This is a genomic window from Cellulomonas sp. ACRRI, assembly GCF_022346185.1.
Lineage (GTDB): Bacteria > Actinomycetota > Actinomycetes > Actinomycetales > Cellulomonadaceae > Cellulomonas.
On sequence record NZ_JAKRMS010000093.1, the window covers coordinates 1 to 16,965 of the forward strand.

11 protein-coding genes are annotated in these 16,965 nt (G+C 74.9%); 8 read left to right on the forward strand and 3 right to left on the reverse strand.

What is annotated here, in order from left to right; genetic code table 11:
• Positions 1-49 precede the first annotated feature (49 nt).
• Positions 50-1,786, reverse strand: coding sequence for an NAD+ synthase (locus tag MHY85_RS15220; RefSeq protein WP_239197763.1), 1,737 nt, complete (start codon positions 1,784-1,786; stop codon positions 50-52).
• Between the two features lie 94 nt (positions 1,787-1,880).
• Here MHY85_RS15220 and MHY85_RS15225 point away from each other — a divergent pair, with 94 nt between their 5' ends.
• Both MHY85_RS15225 and MHY85_RS15230 read left to right on the forward strand, forming a co-directional pair.
• A complete protein-coding gene (locus MHY85_RS15225) occupies positions 1,881-3,218 on the forward strand; it encodes a glutamine synthetase family protein (protein WP_239197765.1) in 1,338 nt (445 codons plus the stop codon).
• Between the two features lie 131 nt (positions 3,219-3,349).
• Positions 3,350-6,475: a bifunctional [glutamine synthetase] adenylyltransferase/[glutamine synthetase]-adenylyl-L-tyrosine phosphorylase gene (locus tag MHY85_RS15230; RefSeq protein WP_239197766.1), complete on the forward strand. Its 3,126-nt coding sequence runs from the start codon at positions 3,350-3,352 to the stop codon at positions 6,473-6,475.
• Between the two features lie 77 nt (positions 6,476-6,552).
• Here MHY85_RS15230 and MHY85_RS15235 read toward each other — a convergent pair whose 3' ends face one another.
• Complete coding sequence (locus tag MHY85_RS15235) at positions 6,553-6,738, reverse strand: hypothetical protein (protein WP_239197767.1); 186 nt, start codon at positions 6,736-6,738, stop codon at positions 6,553-6,555.
• Positions 6,739-6,790: 52 nt separating this feature from the next.
• Complete coding sequence (locus MHY85_RS15240) at positions 6,791-7,999, reverse strand: AI-2E family transporter (protein WP_239197768.1); 1,209 nt, start codon at positions 7,997-7,999, stop codon at positions 6,791-6,793.
• A gap of 172 nt (positions 8,000-8,171) precedes the next feature.
• Between MHY85_RS15240 and MHY85_RS15245 the strand changes: the two genes are divergently transcribed.
• From MHY85_RS15245 to MHY85_RS15270, 6 genes are all read left to right on the forward strand, one after another.
• The gene (locus MHY85_RS15245; protein ID WP_239197769.1) at positions 8,172-9,251 is read left to right on the forward strand and encodes a family 43 glycosylhydrolase; all 1,080 of its coding nucleotides are present in this window, start codon (positions 8,172-8,174) and stop codon (positions 9,249-9,251) included.
• Positions 9,248-10,582 carry an oligosaccharide MFS transporter gene (locus MHY85_RS15250; RefSeq protein ID WP_239197770.1) on the forward strand — a complete coding sequence of 445 codons (1,335 nt, stop codon included), beginning with the start codon at positions 9,248-9,250 and terminating at the stop codon, positions 10,580-10,582. The genes MHY85_RS15245 and MHY85_RS15250 overlap by 4 nt, the downstream gene beginning before the upstream one ends.
• A 91-nt stretch (positions 10,583-10,673) precedes the next feature.
• Positions 10,674-13,262, forward strand: a complete 2,589-nt coding sequence (locus tag MHY85_RS15255) for a SpoIIE family protein phosphatase (RefSeq protein WP_239197771.1) — start codon at positions 10,674-10,676, stop codon at positions 13,260-13,262.
• A 141-nt stretch (positions 13,263-13,403) separates the two neighbouring features.
• Positions 13,404-14,387 (forward strand): glycosyltransferase family 2 protein, encoded by a 984-nt coding sequence (locus MHY85_RS15260; protein ID WP_239197772.1) that lies wholly within the window; start codon positions 13,404-13,406, stop codon positions 14,385-14,387.
• A 153-nt stretch (positions 14,388-14,540) separates the two neighbouring features.
• Complete coding sequence (locus tag MHY85_RS15265; RefSeq protein ID WP_239197773.1) at positions 14,541-15,944, forward strand: hemolysin family protein; 1,404 nt, start codon at positions 14,541-14,543, stop codon at positions 15,942-15,944.
• Positions 15,941-16,965 (forward strand): hemolysin family protein (locus tag MHY85_RS15270; RefSeq protein ID WP_239197774.1); only part of this gene is annotated, 1,025 nt, incomplete at its 3' end. The genes MHY85_RS15265 and MHY85_RS15270, both read left to right, overlap by 4 nt.

The window sequence follows — 16,965 nt, forward strand, 5'->3', positions numbered from 1 at the left end:
GGGGAGGCGGGGGCGCCGGGGGTGGCTGCCGGGTTCGGCTGCTCGGACATCAGTGCTGCTCCACGGTGTCGGTGGTCGTGCCGGTCGCGCGCGCGGTGGCCTCCGCCGAGGCGGCGGTGTCCACGGGCTCGCGCCAGCGCGTGGTGATCGGCAGCCTACGGTCCCGGCCGAACGCCAGGGCCGTCACCTTGGGGCCGAGCGGGTACTGCCGGCGCTTCCACTCGGCGCGGTCGACCAGCGACAGCACCCTGTCGACGATCTCCGGGTCGAAGCCGCGGGCCAGCAGCTCGGCGCGGCCCTCGGCGTGCTCGACGTAGGCGTCCAGCACCTGGTCGAGCAGGTCGTACGGCGGCAGGGAGTCCTGGTCCACCTGGCCGGGGCGGAGCTCGGCGGACGGGGGCTTGGTGATGGAGTTCTCCGGGATCGGCGGGACCTGGCCGGCGTCGACGGCGTGGTTGTTCCGCCACCGCGCCAGCGCCCACACCCGGGACTTGTCGACGTCCTTGAGCGGGGCGTACCCGCCGACCGCGTCGCCGTAGATGGTCGAGTAGCCGACCGCGAGCTCGGTCTTGTTGCCGGTCGCGAGCACCAGGTGGCCCTCGGCGTTGGACAGCGCCATGAGGATGACGCCGCGCACCCGGGCCTGCAGGTTCTCCGCGGCCACGCCGTCGAGCGCCATCTCGCCCTCGAAGGCGTCGACCATCGGCTTGATCGCCTGCACCCGGTAGTCGGCGCCGATGCGGGCGGCGAGGTCTGCCGCGTCGTCCTTGGAGTGGTCCGACGACCAGCGGGACGGCATGGACACCCCGACGACCTTGTCGCCGCCGATCGCGTCCGCCGCGACGGCCGCCACCAGCGCGGAGTCGATCCCGCCGGACATGCCGAGGACGACGGAGCGGAAGCCGTTCTTGCGCACGTAGCCGGCCAGGCCGGTCACCAGCGCGCGGTAGATCTCCTCGTCCGGGTCGAGCGGCGGGGCGGTCGTGCCGCGCTCGAGGTCCGCCCCGCGGGCCGGCAGGTCCCAGACCAGCAGGTGCTCGACGAACTGCGGCGCCGACGCCAGCAGCGTGCCGTCCGGGCCGATGACGAACGAGCCGCCGTCGAACACCAGGTCGTCCTGGCCGCCGACCATGTTGACGTAGGCGAGCGGGGCGGCGACCTCGGCGGCCCGGCGCGCGGCCAGGTCGGTGCGGATGTGGCCCTTGCCCTCCTCGAACGGCGAGCCGTTGATGACGAGGAGCAGGTCGACGTCGTCGTCGGAGAGCTCCGCGACCGGGCCGTCCTGCCAGATGTCCTCGCAGATCAGCAGGCCGATGCGGCGCCCGGCCACCTCGACGACGGTGGGCTCGCCGCCGGGGGTGAAGATGCGGAACTCGTCGAACACGCCGTAGTTCGGCAGGTGGTGCTTGTCGTACCGCTGGTGCACCGAGCCGCGCTGCAGCACGACCGCCTGGTTCGTCGGGCGCGCGGGGGCGTCGTCGTGCTCGCGCACGGTCCGCTCGCCGACCGTGCCCACCACGACCGTGAGGTCCCCGAGCCCGGCGTCGTCCAGCGCCCGGGCCAGGTCGGCCAGCGCGCGCTCGGCGCCGCGGCGGAACGAGGCGCGCAGGGCCAGGTCCTCGATCGGGTAGCCGGTGACGGTCATCTCCGGGAACGCGACGAGGTCGGCCCCGGCCTCGGCCGCCTTGCGGGCCCAGGCGAGGACGGCGTCGGCGTTCCCGGCGAGGTCGCCCACGCAGGTGTCGATCTGGGCGAGGGCGACGCGGAGTCCGGTCTGGTCAGGCATACCGGTGAGCCTATTCCGGCCGGGAGGGCCCCGGCGCGACGGGGCCCGGCGCGTGCGTCACCTCGCGGACACACGGATCAGGCAGGATGTCCCCATGGACAGGCAGCAGGAGTTCGTCCTCCGCACCGTGGAGGAGCGCGACATCCGTTTCATCCGGCTCTGGTTCACCGACGTGCTGGGGACGCTGAAGTCCGTCGCCGTCGCGCCGGCGGAGCTCGAGGCGGCCTTCTCGGAGGGCATCGGGTTCGACGGCTCCTCGATCGAGGGCCTCACCCGGGTCTACGAGGCGGACATGATCGCCAAGCCCGACCCGACGACGTTCCAGGTGCTGCCCTGGCGCGGGGAGCGGCACGGCACCGCGCGCATGTTCTGCGACATCCTCACCCCCGAGGGCGAGCCGTCGCTGGCGGACAGCCGCAACGTGCTCAAGCGCGCGCTCGCCCGGGCGAGCGACAAGGGCTTCACCTTCTACACGCACCCCGAGGTCGAGTTCTACCTGTTCGACGCCCCGGCCGACCCGACGCAGCCGCTGGTCCCCGTCGACCAGGGCGGCTACTTCGACCACGTGCCGCGCGGCACCGCCCACGACTTCCGGCGCGCCGCGATCACGATGCTCGAGTCGATGGGCATCTCGGTGGAGTTCTCCCACCACGAGGCCGGCCCGGGCCAGAACGAGATCGACCTCCGGTACGCCGACGCCCTGACCACCGCGGACAACATCATGACGTTCCGCACCGTGGTCAAGGAGGTCGCGCTGGAGCAGGGCGTGTTCGCGTCCTTCATGCCGAAGCCGCTGGCGGACCAGCCGGGCTCCGGCATGCACACGCACCTGTCGCTGTTCGAGGGCGACCGGAACGCGTTCCACGAGCCGGGCGGGCACCTGGAGCTGTCCAAGACGGCGCGCTCGTTCATCGCCGGCCTGCTCCGGCACGCGGCCGAGATCACCGCGGTGACGAACCAGTTCACCAACTCCTACAAGCGGCTGTGGGGCGGCTCCGAGGCGCCGTCGTACATCTGCTGGGGCCACAACAACCGGTCCGCGCTGGTCCGGGTGCCGATGTACAAGCCGGGCAAGTCCAACTCGGCGCGCATCGAGTACCGCGCGGTCGACTCGGCCACCAACCCGTACCTGGCGTTCGCGGTGCTGCTGGCGGCGGGCCTCAAGGGCGTCGAGGAGGGCTACGAGCTGCCCGAGGGCGCCGACGACGACGTGTGGGAGCTGACGGACGCCGAGCGCCGCGCGCTGGGCATCGAGCCGCTGCCGGCGACGCTGGAGAACGCCATCGCGGTCATGGAGCGGTCCGAGCTGGTCGCGGAGACGCTGGGCGAGCACGTCTTCGACTTCGTGCTGAAGAACAAGAAGCGCGAGTGGGAGGAGTACCGCTCCCAGGTCACCCCCTACGAGCTGCGCCGCTTCCTCCCGATGCTCTGACCCGCCGGTCGGATCTCGGCGAGATGGCACCTCTCGGCTGTGCGCCCCCGCGGTGACGCAGCCGAGAGGTGCCATCTCGGCGTTTCGGGACGCGGGGGCGCGGGGCGGCGGCGGGTCGGTAGCGTGAGGGCGTGAGCAGCACGTCGGTCGGTCGGGGCAGCACGCTCGCGGGTCGGCTGACCCGCGCGGGGTTCGCGGACGTCGCGCGCGCGGAGCGGCTGCTGGCCGACGCCGCGCTGCTGCGGCTCGTGGGCGGCGAGGACGCCGTCCCGGACGACGGCGCGCCGCGTCCGGCGACCGGACCGGACGGGCTCCCGGGCGCCGCGCGGCTCGCGTCCGAGGCGCTGGTCCCCGCGCTCGCCGAGTCCGCCGACCCCGACCAGGCCCTGCTGTCGCTCGCGAAGATCGCGGGCGCCGTGGAGCCCGACGCCGCGCGCCGCGACCGGCTCGCCGCCGCGCTCGCCGAGGACGGCCCGGCGCGGGACCGGCTGCTCGCCGTCGTCGGCGCGTCCGTGGCGCTCGGCGACGACCTGAGCGCGCACCCCGAGCACCTGGACGTCGTGCTGGACGACGCCCCCGGCACCGGCGTGCCGGCCGGCCAGGTGCGGGCGGAGCTGCTGGCGGCCGTCGGCGCGGACCCCGAGGCCGCGGTCCCCGTGGCGCGCCTCGCCGGGCCGGACGGCGTCGACGCCATGCGGCGCGCGTACCGGCGCCGGCTGCTGCGGATCGCCGCCACCGACCTCACGTCCGGCGAGCCCCTGACCCGGCTGCCGGGCGTCGCCGCCGCCCTGGCGGACCTCGCCGCCGCCGCGCTGGAGGCCTCGCTGGCCCTGGCCCGCGCCGAGCTCGACGACCACGGGGCGTCCGTGCGGCTCGCGGTCATCGGCATGGGCAAGACCGGCGGGCGCGAGCTGAACTACGTCAGCGACGTGGACGTGGTCTACGTCGCCGAGCCGGTCGACGGTGCCGACGAGGCCGAGGCCCTGGCCGCGGGCACCCGGCTCGCGACCGCGCTGGCGCGGGCGTGCGCCGCGCCGTCCGGCGAGCCGGCGCTGTGGCCGGTCGACGCCGCCCTGCGCCCCGAGGGCAAGGACGGCCCGCTGGTGCGCACCCTCGACTCGCACCGGTCGTACTACGAGCGCTGGGCCAAGACCTGGGAGTTCCAGGCGCTGCTCAAGGCCCGCCCGCTCGCCGGCGACCCGGAGCTCGGGCGGGCGTACGTCGAGACGACCAACCCGATGGTCTGGCAGGCGGTCCGGCGGGAGAACTTCGTCGCCGACTCGCAGGCGATGCGCCGGCGCGTGGAGAAGAACGTGCCGGCGGCGGAGGCGGACCGGCAGATCAAGCTCGGCGTCGGCGGGCTCCGGGACGTCGAGTTCACCGTCCAGCTGCTGCAGCTCGTGCACGGCCGCGCCGACCCGGAGATCCGCAGCGGCAACACGCTGACCGCGCTGGCGGCGCTGTCGGCGGCCGGGTACGTCGGGCGGGAGCACGCCGGGCAGCTCGCGGTCTGCTACCGGTTCCTGCGGGCGATCGAGCACCGGATCCAGCTGCACCGGCTGCGCCGCACCCACCTGATGCCGACCGCCGAGGCCGACCTGCGCCGGCTCGCCCGGTCGCTCGGGATGCGCGCCGAGGGCGCCGAGGGGCTGCTGGAGCGCTGGCGGCAGGTGCGCCGCGAGGTGCGCGACCTGCACGAGGCGCTGTTCTACCGGCCGCTGCTCCCGGCGACCGCGCAGCTGTCGACCGAGGAGGTGAGCCTCGCCCCCGAGGCCGCGCGGGAGCGGCTGGCAGCGGTCGGCTACCGCGACCCGGCCGGCGCGGTCCGGCACATCGCCGCGCTGACCGAGGGCGTGACCCGGCGCTCGGCGATCCAGCGGCAGCTGCTGCCGGTGATGATCGGCTGGTTCGCCGACGGCCCGGACCCCGACGGCGGGCTGCTCGCGTTCCGGCGGCTGTCCGAGACGCTCGGCGGCACGCACTGGTACCTCAAGATGCTCCGCGACTCCGGCACGGCCGCGGAGCGGCTGGCGCGCGCGCTGTCGACCTCCCGGTACGTCGCGGACGCGCTGGCCCGGTCGCCGGAGTCGGTGGCCTGGCTGGACGACGACGCCGAGCTCGAGCCGCGCAGCCAGGACCGGCTGGCGGCCGAGGCGGACGCGATCCTCACCCGCGCGACGGAGCCGGTGCCCGCGGCGACCGCCCTGCGCGCGCTGCGCCGCCGGGAGCTCGCCCGCACCGCGGTCGCGGACGTGCTCGGCGTCGTGACGGGCACCCGGGCGTCCCGCAGCCTGACGGCGACGGCCGACGTGCTGCTGGCCGGGGCGCTGCGGGTGGCGGCGTGGGAGGAGCGGGCCGCGCGCGGGCTGGACGCCGACCCGACGCGGCTGCTCGTGGTGGCGATGGGGCGGCTCGGCGGGCGCGAGATGGGGTACACCTCGGACGCCGACGTGCTGTTCGTGCACGACCCGGTGCGCGGCGCCGGGGGCCCGGACGGGGTGCTGGCGCAGGAGTTCGCCACCGGCGTGGCCACCCGGCTGCGCGCGCTGCTCGGCGCCGTGGGCCCCGAACCCGCCCTGGAGGTGGACGCCGACCTGCGGCCGGAGGGCCGCAACGGCCCGCTGGTGCGCTCGTTCGACGCCTACGCCGAGTACTACGCCCGCTGGTCGCTGGTGTGGGAGAGCCAGGCGCTGCTGCGGGCCCGGCCGGTGGCGGGCGACGCGGTGCTGGGGGAGCGGTTCGTGGCCCTGGTCGACCCGCTGCGCTACCCCGCGGGCGGGCTGGACGCCGCCGGCGTGCGGGAGGTCCGGCGGATCAAGGCCCGCGTGGAGGCGGAGCGGCTGCCGCGCGGCGTCGACCCGACCCGGCACCTCAAGCTCGGCCGCGGCGGCATCGCCGACGTCGAGTGGACCGCCCAGCTGCTGCAGCTCCGGCACGCGCACGCGGTGCCCGCGCTGCGCACGACGTCGACGCTCGACGCCCTGGCCGCGGCCCGGGAGGCGGGGCTGGTGTCCGCGGACGACGCGGCGGTGCTGGTCGAGGCGTGGGACCTGGCCTCGCGTCTGCGGGACGCGCTGGTGCTGTGGACCGGGCGGACCGGCGGGACGGCCGACGTGCTGCCGCACGACCGGCAGGTGCTCACCGGGCTGGCCGCGGTGCTGGGCTACCCGTCCGGGTCGGGGCAGGACCTCGAGGACGCGTGGCTGCGCGCGTCGCGCCGCGCGCGCCAGGCGGTGGACGAGGTCTTCTACGCCTGAGGGGGCGACGGGTGGACGGTCTGGCCCGACACGCCCACGGCGTGTCGGGCCAGACCGTCCACCGAGGAGGGGTGCGGTCAGTCCGGGGGCTCGACCGGGTCCGGCTCGGCGGTCATCGCGCCGTCCTCGAGGTTCTCCTCGAGGTCCTGGGCCACGTCGTCGCCCCGGTCGACGCCGCCGAGTTCCCGCTCGGGCTCGGCGTCGACCGCCTCGGGGTCCTCCCCGGGGGTGTCCGGGATCCAGTCGTCGGTCGAGTCGGTCACGCGTCCTCCTCGGGTCGGGTCCGGCACCCGCGCGGCGCCGGTGCGCCCGACGCTAGGCCGGGTCGACGGGCGGCGCGACCGGGGGCCGGAGCTCGTCCCCGCCGTCGCGCGCCTCGTCGTCCTTGCGTCGGCCGACCGACTCGTCCTGGAGCAGGGTCGGGTCCACCAGCTCGTGCCGCCGCAGGTAGGTCGACAGCACCGCCTGGATCGTCGCGACGACCGGCAGCGCCAGGAACGCCCCGAGGGCACCGAACACCGCGCCCGCGGCGATGACCGACAGGAACGCGACGGCCGGGTTGAGCGCGAGCGACCGCTGCGACACCTTCGGGGTGAGGACCAGGTTCTCCACCTGCTGGTACGCGATGATGAACGCCAGCACCGCGAGGGCCCGCAGCGGCGACACGGTGAGCGCCACCAGCACGGGCAGGGCGCCGCCGATGTAGGTGCCGACGGTCGGGATGAACTGCGACACCAGGCCGGTGAACACGGCGAGCGGCAGCGCGTACGGGATGCTCAGCAGCTGCAGGAACGCCCAGGTCGCGACGGTGGAGATGGCGGCGAGCACGAGCCGGGAGTTGATGAACCCCGCGACCTTGTCCTGGGACACCTCCCACACCCGGAGCACCTCGCGCTGCCGGTGCGGCGCGAGGTACCGGCACACGGCCGCGCGGAACTTCGGCCCGGCGCTGGCCATGTAGTAGACGACGAGCAGCACGGCGGTGGCCGTGAACAGCCCGCCCGCGATCGAGGTGCCGACGCCGATCACGCCGGGCGCGATGCTGCCGACGTAGTCGCCGGCGTTGTTCAGCAGCTCGTCGGTCCGGGGCAGCTGGATGTCGAACCGGTCCGCGGCCATCGCGCGCAGGTCCGCGTAGTAGCCGGGGATGGACTGCACCAGGTCGACGAGCTGGTTGACGAACAGCCCGCCGAGCAGGCCGAGCACCGCGATCCCGAGGACGAGCGCGCCGACCATCGTGATGCCGGTCGCCAGCGGCCGCTTCACCCCGCGCCGGCCGAGCCACAGGATCATCGGCTCCATCGCGAGGGCCACGAACCACGAGATGACGATGATCGTGAGGACGTTGCCGAGCATGGACGCCGCGCGCCAGACCAGGATCCCGGCGAACACCGCGACCACGCCCATCGCCAGCGCGCGCGGCAGCCACCGCGGCGGGATGCGGGAGTCGCGGGCGCCCGGGGCGAGCCCGGAGCCGCGGGCGGCGGGCGCCGGGCGCGGGGCGGGGTCGTCGAGCGCGGGCATGCAGGGCTCCGGGTGGTCGGCGGCGGGTGCGCCGGACAGGCTACCGGCGGCCGGCGGACGCGTGCCGCGGCGCGCCGGGGTCGCGGGGCGCCGGGCCGTGCCACCCGGGACCAGCGTCCCGGCCGTCGGCTGGACAGCGGGACGTACGGTGTGTGAGCGTTAACATACAACGATGGAGAAGTCCGCCGGGGACGAGCCCGGCGCTCTCGACGAGGAGACGACAGTGACGGACGTCGGCGCCGGTGTGGGCGTGAACCCGATCGTGCTGCAGCGGGCGGACCCGTGCGTGCTGCGGCACGAGGGGCAGTACTACTTCACGGGGTCGCACCCGTTGTACGACCGGATCGTGCTGCGTCGTGCGCAGCGGCTGGAGGACCTGCAGGCCGCGCCGGAGGTGACGATCTGGACCCGGCACGCGACCGGTCCGCAGTCGCACCTGATCTGGGCCCCCGAGATCCACCGGGTCGACGGCTCCTGGTACATCTACTACGCCGCGGCCCCGGACGACCACGGCACCGTCGACGTGCCGGGCACGGCCGAGACGTTCAACCACCGGATCTACGTGCTGGAGAACACCGCCGCCGACCCGTTCGACGGGCAGTGGGTCGAGAAGGGCCAGGTCGACACCGGGTGGGAGTCCTTCGCCCTGGACGCGACCAGCACCGTCATCGACGGGACGCAGTACCTGGTCTGGGCGCAGCAGGCGTTCGACGTGCGCGGGCACTCCAACCTGTACATCGCGCCGATGGCGAACCCGTGGACCCTGGCCGGCCCGGCGGTCGAGCTGACCCGCCCGGAGTTCGACTGGGAGGTCAGGGGCTTCTGGGTGAACGAGGGCCCCTCGGTCCTCGTCCGCGGCCAGAAGGTGTTCCTGACCTACTCCGGTGCGGCCACCGGCATCGACTACGCGATGGGCCTGCTGACCGCGGACCTCGGCAGCGACCTGCTGGACCCGGCGTCCTGGACCAAGAGCCCGACCCCGGTGTTCGTCTCCGACCCGTCCGCCGGGCAGTACGGGCCGGGGCACAACTCGTTCACCGAGCTGCCCGACGGCACGCCGGTGCTGGTCTACCACGCCCGCACCTACACCGAGATCGTCGGCGACCCGCTGTGGGACCCCAACCGGCACGCCCGCGCCCAGGTCCTGCGGTTCGACGACCGCGGCGAGCCCCTCTGGGGCACGCCCGTGCCCGACACCCGCCCCACCCCGACCTCGACCGAGGTCCTCAGCCCCGCCGGAGACCCGCAGTGAGCACCAGCACCACCCCCGCAGCCGAGCAGCGCCCGAGCGCCCTGGAGTCGCTCAAGCGCGGCGTGTTCTGGAACTACGGCGGCCTGTTCTTCTTCTACTTCGCGATCTGGCAGCTCGCGTTCACGTTCCTGCCGCTCTGGCTCGCCCGCGAGGGCATGGGCACCGGCGCGATCGGCGTCGTCAGCACCGTCTCCGCGATCACCGCGCTCGCGCTCCAGCCGGTCTACGGGTTCCTGCAGGACCGGCTCGGCTTCAAGAAGTACCTGTTCGCGTTCGTCGTGCTGTGCGCGGCGTTCATGGGGCCGTTCTTCGTGTTCGTGTTCCAGCCGCTGATCGGCGTGAACGAGTACCTGGCGGCGGTCGTCGGCGGCGTGTTCCTCAGCCTGTGCCTGAACTCCGGCGTGGGCGTCGTGGAGGCGTTCAGCGAGCGCGCCAGCCGCGCCAACGGCTACGAGTACGGCCACGCCCGGCTGTTCGGCTCGCTCGCCGGCGGCACGGCGGCGCTGGTCGGCGGGTTCATCTGGGCGGCCAACCCGGACAGCATCTGGTGGGCCGGCTCGGTGTCGGCGATCGTGCTGGGCACGCTGCTGTTCGTGGCCCGGGTGCCCCGGGGCGACGGCGCCGAGTCCGCGGGCGCCGGGGCCGACGCCGGCTCGGGCGGCACGAAGGTCTCCAAGGAGACCGTGCTGGCCCTGCTGCGCGACCGGAACTTCCTCGGGTTCGTCGTCCTGATGTTCGGCACCGCCGCGCTGTACGACGTGTTCGACCAGCAGTTCCCGAACTACTTCGCCACGTTCGTCACCAGCGGCGACCCGGAGGTGCTGTTCTCCCGGGTCGTGGCGGTGCAGATCTTCGCCGAGGCGGCGTTCATGGTCGCCGCGCCGTTCATCGTCAACAAGATCGGCGCCCGCAAGGGGCTGATGGTGTTCGCGGCGATCCTGCTGGTGCGGGTCCTCGGCTCGGCGTTCTTCACGCACGAGTGGCTGCTGATCGCCTGGCGCCTGCTGGCCGCGATCGAGATGCCGTTCCTGCTCGTGTCGGTCATGAAGTACATCACCCGGATGTTCGACGTCCGGATCTCCGCCACGGCCTACATGCTGGGGTTCAACTTCGCCAAGCAGATCGGCATCGCGATCTTCGCGTCCGTGTTCGGCGCCTCGTACGCGGCGATCGGGTTCGCCCACTCGTACCTGATCATGGCGGGCGTGATCCTGGCGGTCACCCTCGTGGCGCGGTTCCTCATGGCCGACGACCGCGACCGGGTGGCCCCGGGCGAGCCGGCCGACCGCGCGGACGGCGGCGCGCCCGCGCCCGCGCTCGCGTCCTCCTGAGCCGGGGCGGTCCCGCGGGCCGGCCGGGCCGGGCCGCGGGACCGCTTCCCTCGCCTATGCTGCACGCAGGCCGCGACAGATGGAGGGACCTGTGCCCGACCATCCCGCGGGGAGCCCCGCGACGCCGTCGCCCCGGGCCGCCGCGCAGCGCCTCCTGAGCTCCGTCGGCAACCCCGCGCTGGAGCGCCTGGCGCAGCTGGCCTCCCGGCTGCTCGCCGCCTCGTCCTCGCAGGTGTCCCTGCTGGCCGACGTGCCCAGCGCCGGCACCGGCGGGCCGGCCCCCGCGGAGGCCGGCCCGGTCGTCGGCGCGACCGGCACGCGCAGCGCGCTGCAGGACCGGGTGTGCGCCGTGACCGCGCGGCTCGGTCAGCCGCTCGTCGTCGCGGACGCCCGCGGGGACGACCGGCTGCGCGACCTCGACGTGGTGGCGGACGACCAGGTGCGCGCGTACCTCGGGGTGCCGCTCGTCGGCAAGGACGGCCACGTGGTCGGCGCGCTGTGCGTGTACGACGCCCAGGTGCGCGCCTGGTCGACCGACGACGTGCTCGTGCTCACCGACCTGGCGGCGTCCGCGGTCGCGGAGCTGGAGCTCTCGGCCCTGGCCGTGGAGTACGAGGCCGACCGCGTGCGGTGGCAGCTCGCGGTGACCGCGGGCGAGGTCGGCAGCTTCGACTGGGACCTGGTCACCGGGGTGCTCGCCTGGGACGACGAGCTGCACGCGATCTTCGGCCTGGCGCCCGGGACGTTCGGCGGCACGATCGCCGCGTTCGAGGCGTGCCTGCACCCCGACGACCGCGCGCGCGTCGCGGAGGCGCTCCAGGACGCGATCGGCCGCGTGGCGCAGTACTCCGCCGAGTACCGGGTCGTGCACCCGTCGGGCGAGGTGCGCTGGGTCCGGGCGAAGGGCATGGCGCTGCCCGGCCCGGACGGCGCCGCGGTGCGGGTGCTCGGCGCCGCGTACGACACGACCGTCGAGCGCGAGGCCGACGCCCGGATCGCCCGCGTGCTCGAGACCATGCAGACCGCGTTCTTCCTGCTGGACGACGCGTGGCGGTTCACCTACGTCAACGCGGAGGCCGAGCGGGTGCTCGGCCGCACCCGCGGCGAGCTGCTGGGCGGCGTGATCTGGGACCTGTTCCCGCTGTCCCTGGGGTCGGCGTTCGAGGAGCACTACCGCGGCGCGGCCGAGACGGGCACGGCGCGGTCCTTCGAGGCGTACTACCCGCCACCGCTCGACGGCTGGTACGAGGTGCGGGCGCACCCCGGTCCCGACGGGCTGTCGGTGTACTTCCACGACATCACCGCGCGCCGCCGGCTCGAGGAGCAGCGCTCCGCCGCGCTCGCCGAGGCGGACGCGGCGACCAGCCGGCTGGCCCTGCTCGCCACCGTGGGCGAGGACCTGAGCGCGACGCTGGACACCGAGTACGCGGTCGGCCGGCTCGCGCGGCACGTGGTCCGGCACTTCGGGTCGTGGGCGCTGGTGACCCTGTGGGACGAGGACCGGCAGCTCCGCGACATCGCGGGGTACCACGCCCACCCCGCGCGCCGGCGGGCGGTGGCCCGGTACGCCCAGCTCCGGCTCGGCGCCCTGTCCCCGTCGTCGTTCCTGCACCGCGCCCTGCACTCGGGGGAGCCCGTGGTGATCCCGGGCGCGACCGCGGCGGTGCTGCCGCTGCTCACCGGGGAGGCGCGCGACGTGTTCGCCGAGCTGGCGCCCCGGACCGGGTACGCGGTGCCGATGCGGGCCCGCGGCCGCACGGTCGGCGCGATCTCCCTGTTCCTCGACGAGGGGCACGCGGACCTCGCGGACCAGGACCTCGCGCTGCTGGTGCAGGTCGCCGACCGGGCCGGGCTCGCGCTGGACAACGCCCGCCTGTACGAGGGGCAGCGCGGGATGGCCGAGACGCTCCAGCGCGCGCTGCTGTCCGCGCCCGCCCAGCCGGACGACATGGACGTCGCGGTCCGCTACGTGCCGGCGGCCCGGGCCGCCCAGGTCGGCGGCGACTGGTACGACGCGTTCCTCCAGCCCTCGGGGTCGACCGTGGTGGTGATCGGCGACGTCATGGGGCACGACCGGCACGCCGCGGCGGTGATGAGCCAGGTCCGCACGCTGCTGCGCGGCATCGCGGCCACCACCGGCGGCAGCCCGGCGGAGGTGCTGCGCTCCCTGGACACCGCGCTGGACACGCTGCGGGTCGACGCCATGGCGACCGCGGTGGTCGGCCGGCTGGAGCAGACGGCCGAGGACCGGGCGGCGGGCACCACCCGGTTCCGCTGGACCAACGCGGGCCACCTGCCGCCGCTGCTCGTGGCGCCGGACGGCACCGTGCGGGAGCTGCGCGCACCGCGGCCGGAGCTGGTGCTCGGGGTGTCCCCGGAGAACGCGCGCACCGACTCGGTGGTCGAGCTGCCGCGCGGGTCGACGGTGCTGCTGTACACCGACGGGCTGGTCGAGCGGCGGGGGGCGCACCTGCAGGAGGGGATCGACGCGCTGGCGGAGCTCGTCGCGGAGCTCGCCCCGGAGGCGCAGGCCCGGGCCACGGGGTCCGCCACGCTCGACGCCGCGTTCCTCGCGGACGCGGTGCTGGCGCGCGGGGCGGCAGGGGACGCGCCCGAGGACGACATCGCGCTGCTCGTGGTGCACCTGGGGCTGCAGGACGGGGACGACCGGCGCGGGTGACCCGCCCGGGCGCCCCGCCGGGTGACACCGGGCGGCCGATCGGGCGCGCATCCGGGTGAATCGCGCGTACTATCCGGGCAAACGTCACATATCGGGCAGGCTCAGCAGTCGGCCCGGGTGCGTCACCAGGGAGGCCCGCCCGTGCAGCTGCCCGACGACGCCGCGCCCGCGCGGCCGGCCGACGACCGCCCCGCGCCGCTGGTGAGCGTGGGGGTGCCCGTCTACAACGGCGACCTCTACCTGGAGGAGGCCCTCACCGCGCTGCGCGACCAGGACCTCCACGACATCGAGGTGATCGTCTCCGACAACGGGTCGACGGACGAGACGGGCAAGATCGCCCGGGCGTTCGCCGAGGCGGACCCGCGGTTCCGCTACGTGCGGTCCGAGCAGAACCGCGGCGTGCCGTGGAACTTCAACCGGGTGCTCGACCTGGCGCGCGCGCCGCTGTTCCTGTGGAACGCCGCCGACGACGTGGTGGAGCCGCAGCACCTCGTGCGGTGCCGGGAGGCCCTGCTCGCGCACCCCGGGGCCGACATCGCGTTCCCGCGGGTGACGCTGGTGGACGCCGCGGGCGACGTGGTCGGGTTCATGGACGACGAGGACCTGTCGTACCTCGGCCTGGCCCCCGCCGAGCGGGTCGACCAGCTGCTGCGGCGCTCGTCCTGGCAGGCCATCGCCTGGGGCGGCGTGCTGCGCACCGACGCGCTGCGGGCGATGGGCGGGCACCCGCGGTTCTTCGGCGGGGACATCGTGCTGGGCATCCGGTCGGCGCTGCGGGCGGAGTGGGTCGTGGTCCCGGAGCGGCTGTTCCGGTGCCGGCGGCACGACAACCAGAACAGCAAGGCCGTGGGAGCCGACCCGATCGTGCAGGTGCGCAGCTACGACCCGGCCTTCCGGCGCCCTGTCGCGTTCCCGCAGTGGTACCTCGCCTACCGGATGCTCGCCGAGCCGCTGGTGGCGCCGGTGCCGCCCGCGGACCGTGCGCGGGTCCTGGTCTCGGTGGCGCGGCGGTGGACCCTGCCGGAGTGGCGGCTGCTGGCGTACGACGTCAAGCGCAACGCCATCCGGCTGCGCCGCGGGCAGTACCAGGGGGCGTACTCGGCGTCGTCCGGCTACTGGGTCTGACCGCCGGGACGTTCGTCCCTGGACGGCGGGAACCGGGACGCCCGCTCGCGCGTTGGGGGAGTCGATCGTGGCCCCGACCTGGAGAGAGATGGACGGCGACAGTAGTACCCACCCCCTGCGCCCGCGCGAGACGGCGACGGGGGGTGAGAGCTGATGTGGGTCCTGTCCCTGCTCCTGGGCGTGCTCGTCGTGCTGGCGATCACCGCCGCGACCGGGTACTTCGTCGCGCAGGAGTTCGCGTACATGGCCGTCGACCGGTCGCGGCTGAACGCCCGCGCGGCCGACGGCGACGCCGGCGCGCGCCGGGCGCTGTCCGTGACCCGGCGCACCTCCTTCATGCTGTCGGGCGCCCAGCTCGGCATCACCGTGACCGGCCTGCTCGTCGGGTACGTGGCGGAGCCGCTGATCGGCGACGCGCTCGGCGAGGCCCTGGGCGGCGTCGGCGTGCCCACCGCCGTCGGCGTGGCTGTCGGCACCGTGCTCGCGCTGCTGCTGTCCACGCTGGTGCAGATGCTGTTCGGCGAGCTTTTCCCCAAGAACCTCGCGATCGCCCGCCCCGAGCCCGTGGCCGTGCGGCTGGCCGGGTCGACCACCGCGTACCTGACCGTGTTCGGCTGGCTGATCCGGGTGTTCGACTCCGCGTCGAACGCGCTGCTGCGCGTGCTGCGCATCGAGCCGGTGCACGACGTGGAGCACTCCGCGACCGCGCGCGACCTGGAGCACATCGTGGCCGAGTCCGCCGAGTCGGGCGACCTGCCGCGGGAGCTGTCGGTCCTGCTGGACCGCATCCTCGACTTCCCCGACCAGGACGTCGAGCACGCGATGGTCCCGCGCTCGCGGGTCGACGTCGTGCGCGCCGGCGCCACCGTCGGGCAGGTCCGGGACCAGATGGCGAGCGGGCACTCGAGGTACCCGGTGCTGTCCGCCCACGACGAGGTGCTGGGCGTCGTGCACCTGCAGGACGTCCTGGTCGCCTCCGACCCGGGCGAGCCCGTCGAGCGCCTCATGCGCGCGCCGGAGCTCGTCCCGACGTCGATGGTGCTGCCCGACGCGCTGCGGCAGCTCGCCGCGGGCCGCAACCAGCTCGCGTGCGTGCTGGACGAGTACGGCGGGTTCGCCGGCGTGCTGACGTTCGAGGACCTGGCCGAGGAGCTGGTCGGCGAGATCACCGACGAGCACGACACCGGCGAGCACGCCCCGACCCTCGCGGAGGACGACGGCGCCTGGACGATGGCGGGCGACGTCCACGTCGACGAGGTCGAGCGGGCCGTGGGCCGCGACCTGCCCGCCGGCGACTGGGAGACGATCGGCGGCCTGGTCATCGCCGCGCACGGCTCCCTGCCCGCGGCCGGGACCAGCGTCGTGCTGCTGCTGCCCGACGACCCGGGCGAGCTCGCGCACGCGGGCGAGCCGGACCCGGTGTGGATGCGGGTCGACGTGCTGGAGATCGAGCGGCACGTCCCGGCGCTGGTGCGGGTCACCGTGCCCGCCGACCCGCCGCCCACCGACGACGAGCGCGCCGACGCCGTCCAGCGCGACCAGGAGGAGAACCGATGAGCCCCCTCGTCGTCGTGATCGTCACCGTGGGGCTGATCGCCCTGTCGGCGTTCTTCGTGGCCGTCGAGTTCGCGGCGCTCGCCGCGAAGCGGTACCGGCTGGAGGAGGCCGCGCCGCGCAGCCGGTCCGCCCGGGCCGCGCTGCGCAGCTCGACCGAGCTCACCGTCCTGCTCGCCGGGTCCCAGCTCGGCATCACGGCCTGCACCCTGGCGCTCGGCGCCGTGACCAAGCCCGCGGTGCACCACTGGCTGACGCCCCTGTTCGAGGGCTGGGGCGTCGCGCTCTGGCTCGCGGACGTGGCCGGGTTCGTCCTGGCGCTCGTCGTCGTGACGTTCCTGCACCTGGTCGTCGGCGAGATGGCGCCGAAGTCCTGGGCGATCGCGCACCCCGAGACGTCCGCGATCCTGCTGGCCACGCCGATGCGCGCGTTCATGTGGCTCACCCGGCCGCTCCTGCGCGTGCTCAACGAGGCGGCGAACTGGTGCCTGCGGCGGGTGGGCGTCGAGCCGGCCGACCAGGTCGCCACCGGCCAGAACCCGGACGACCTGCGGCACCTGGTCGAGCACTCCGCGAACGTCGGCGCGCTGGACGCGTCCTACTCCCGGCAGCTCACGGGTGCGCTGGAGCTGCAGTCGCTGACCGTCCGGGACCTGGTCCGCGCGGGCGGGGCGCCGACGGCCGTGGCGCCGGACGCGACGATGGCGGACGTCCGGCGGGCCACGCAGTCGTCCGGGCACCTGCGGGTGCTCGTGGGCACCGGCGACCGGCTCGACGGGGTCGTGCACGTGCGGGACACGCTGGCCCACCCGGACGCCGCGCCCGTGGGGGCGCTGGCGCGACCGGTGCTGCGGCTCGAGGCCGGCGCGCCGGTGTCGGGGGCGCTGACGCAGATGCGCGAGGAGCGGCAGCACCTGGCCCTGGTCCTCGATGAGGGCCGGACGCTCGGCGTGGTGACGCTGGCGGACGTGCTGGCGCGGCTGTTCCCGCTCGCGGCGCCGGAGGCGGCCGCGGGGGCCGGGGC

Bases quoted from the DNA above. Each gene is read 5' to 3' on its own strand.
- MHY85_RS15220 (WP_239197763.1), bottom strand. From the start codon at position 1,786: ATGCCTGACCAGACCGGACTCCGCGTCGCCCTCGCCCAGATCGACACC.
- MHY85_RS15225 (WP_239197765.1), top strand. From the start codon at position 1,881: ATGGACAGGCAGCAGGAGTTCGTCCTCCGCACCGTGGAGGAGCGCGAC.
- MHY85_RS15240 (WP_239197768.1), bottom strand. From the start codon at position 7,999: ATGCCCGCGCTCGACGACCCCGCCCCGCGCCCGGCGCCCGCCGCCCGC.
- MHY85_RS15245 (WP_239197769.1), top strand. From the start codon at position 8,172: ATGGAGAAGTCCGCCGGGGACGAGCCCGGCGCTCTCGACGAGGAGACG.
- MHY85_RS15265 (WP_239197773.1), top strand. From the start codon at position 14,541: ATGTGGGTCCTGTCCCTGCTCCTGGGCGTGCTCGTCGTGCTGGCGATC.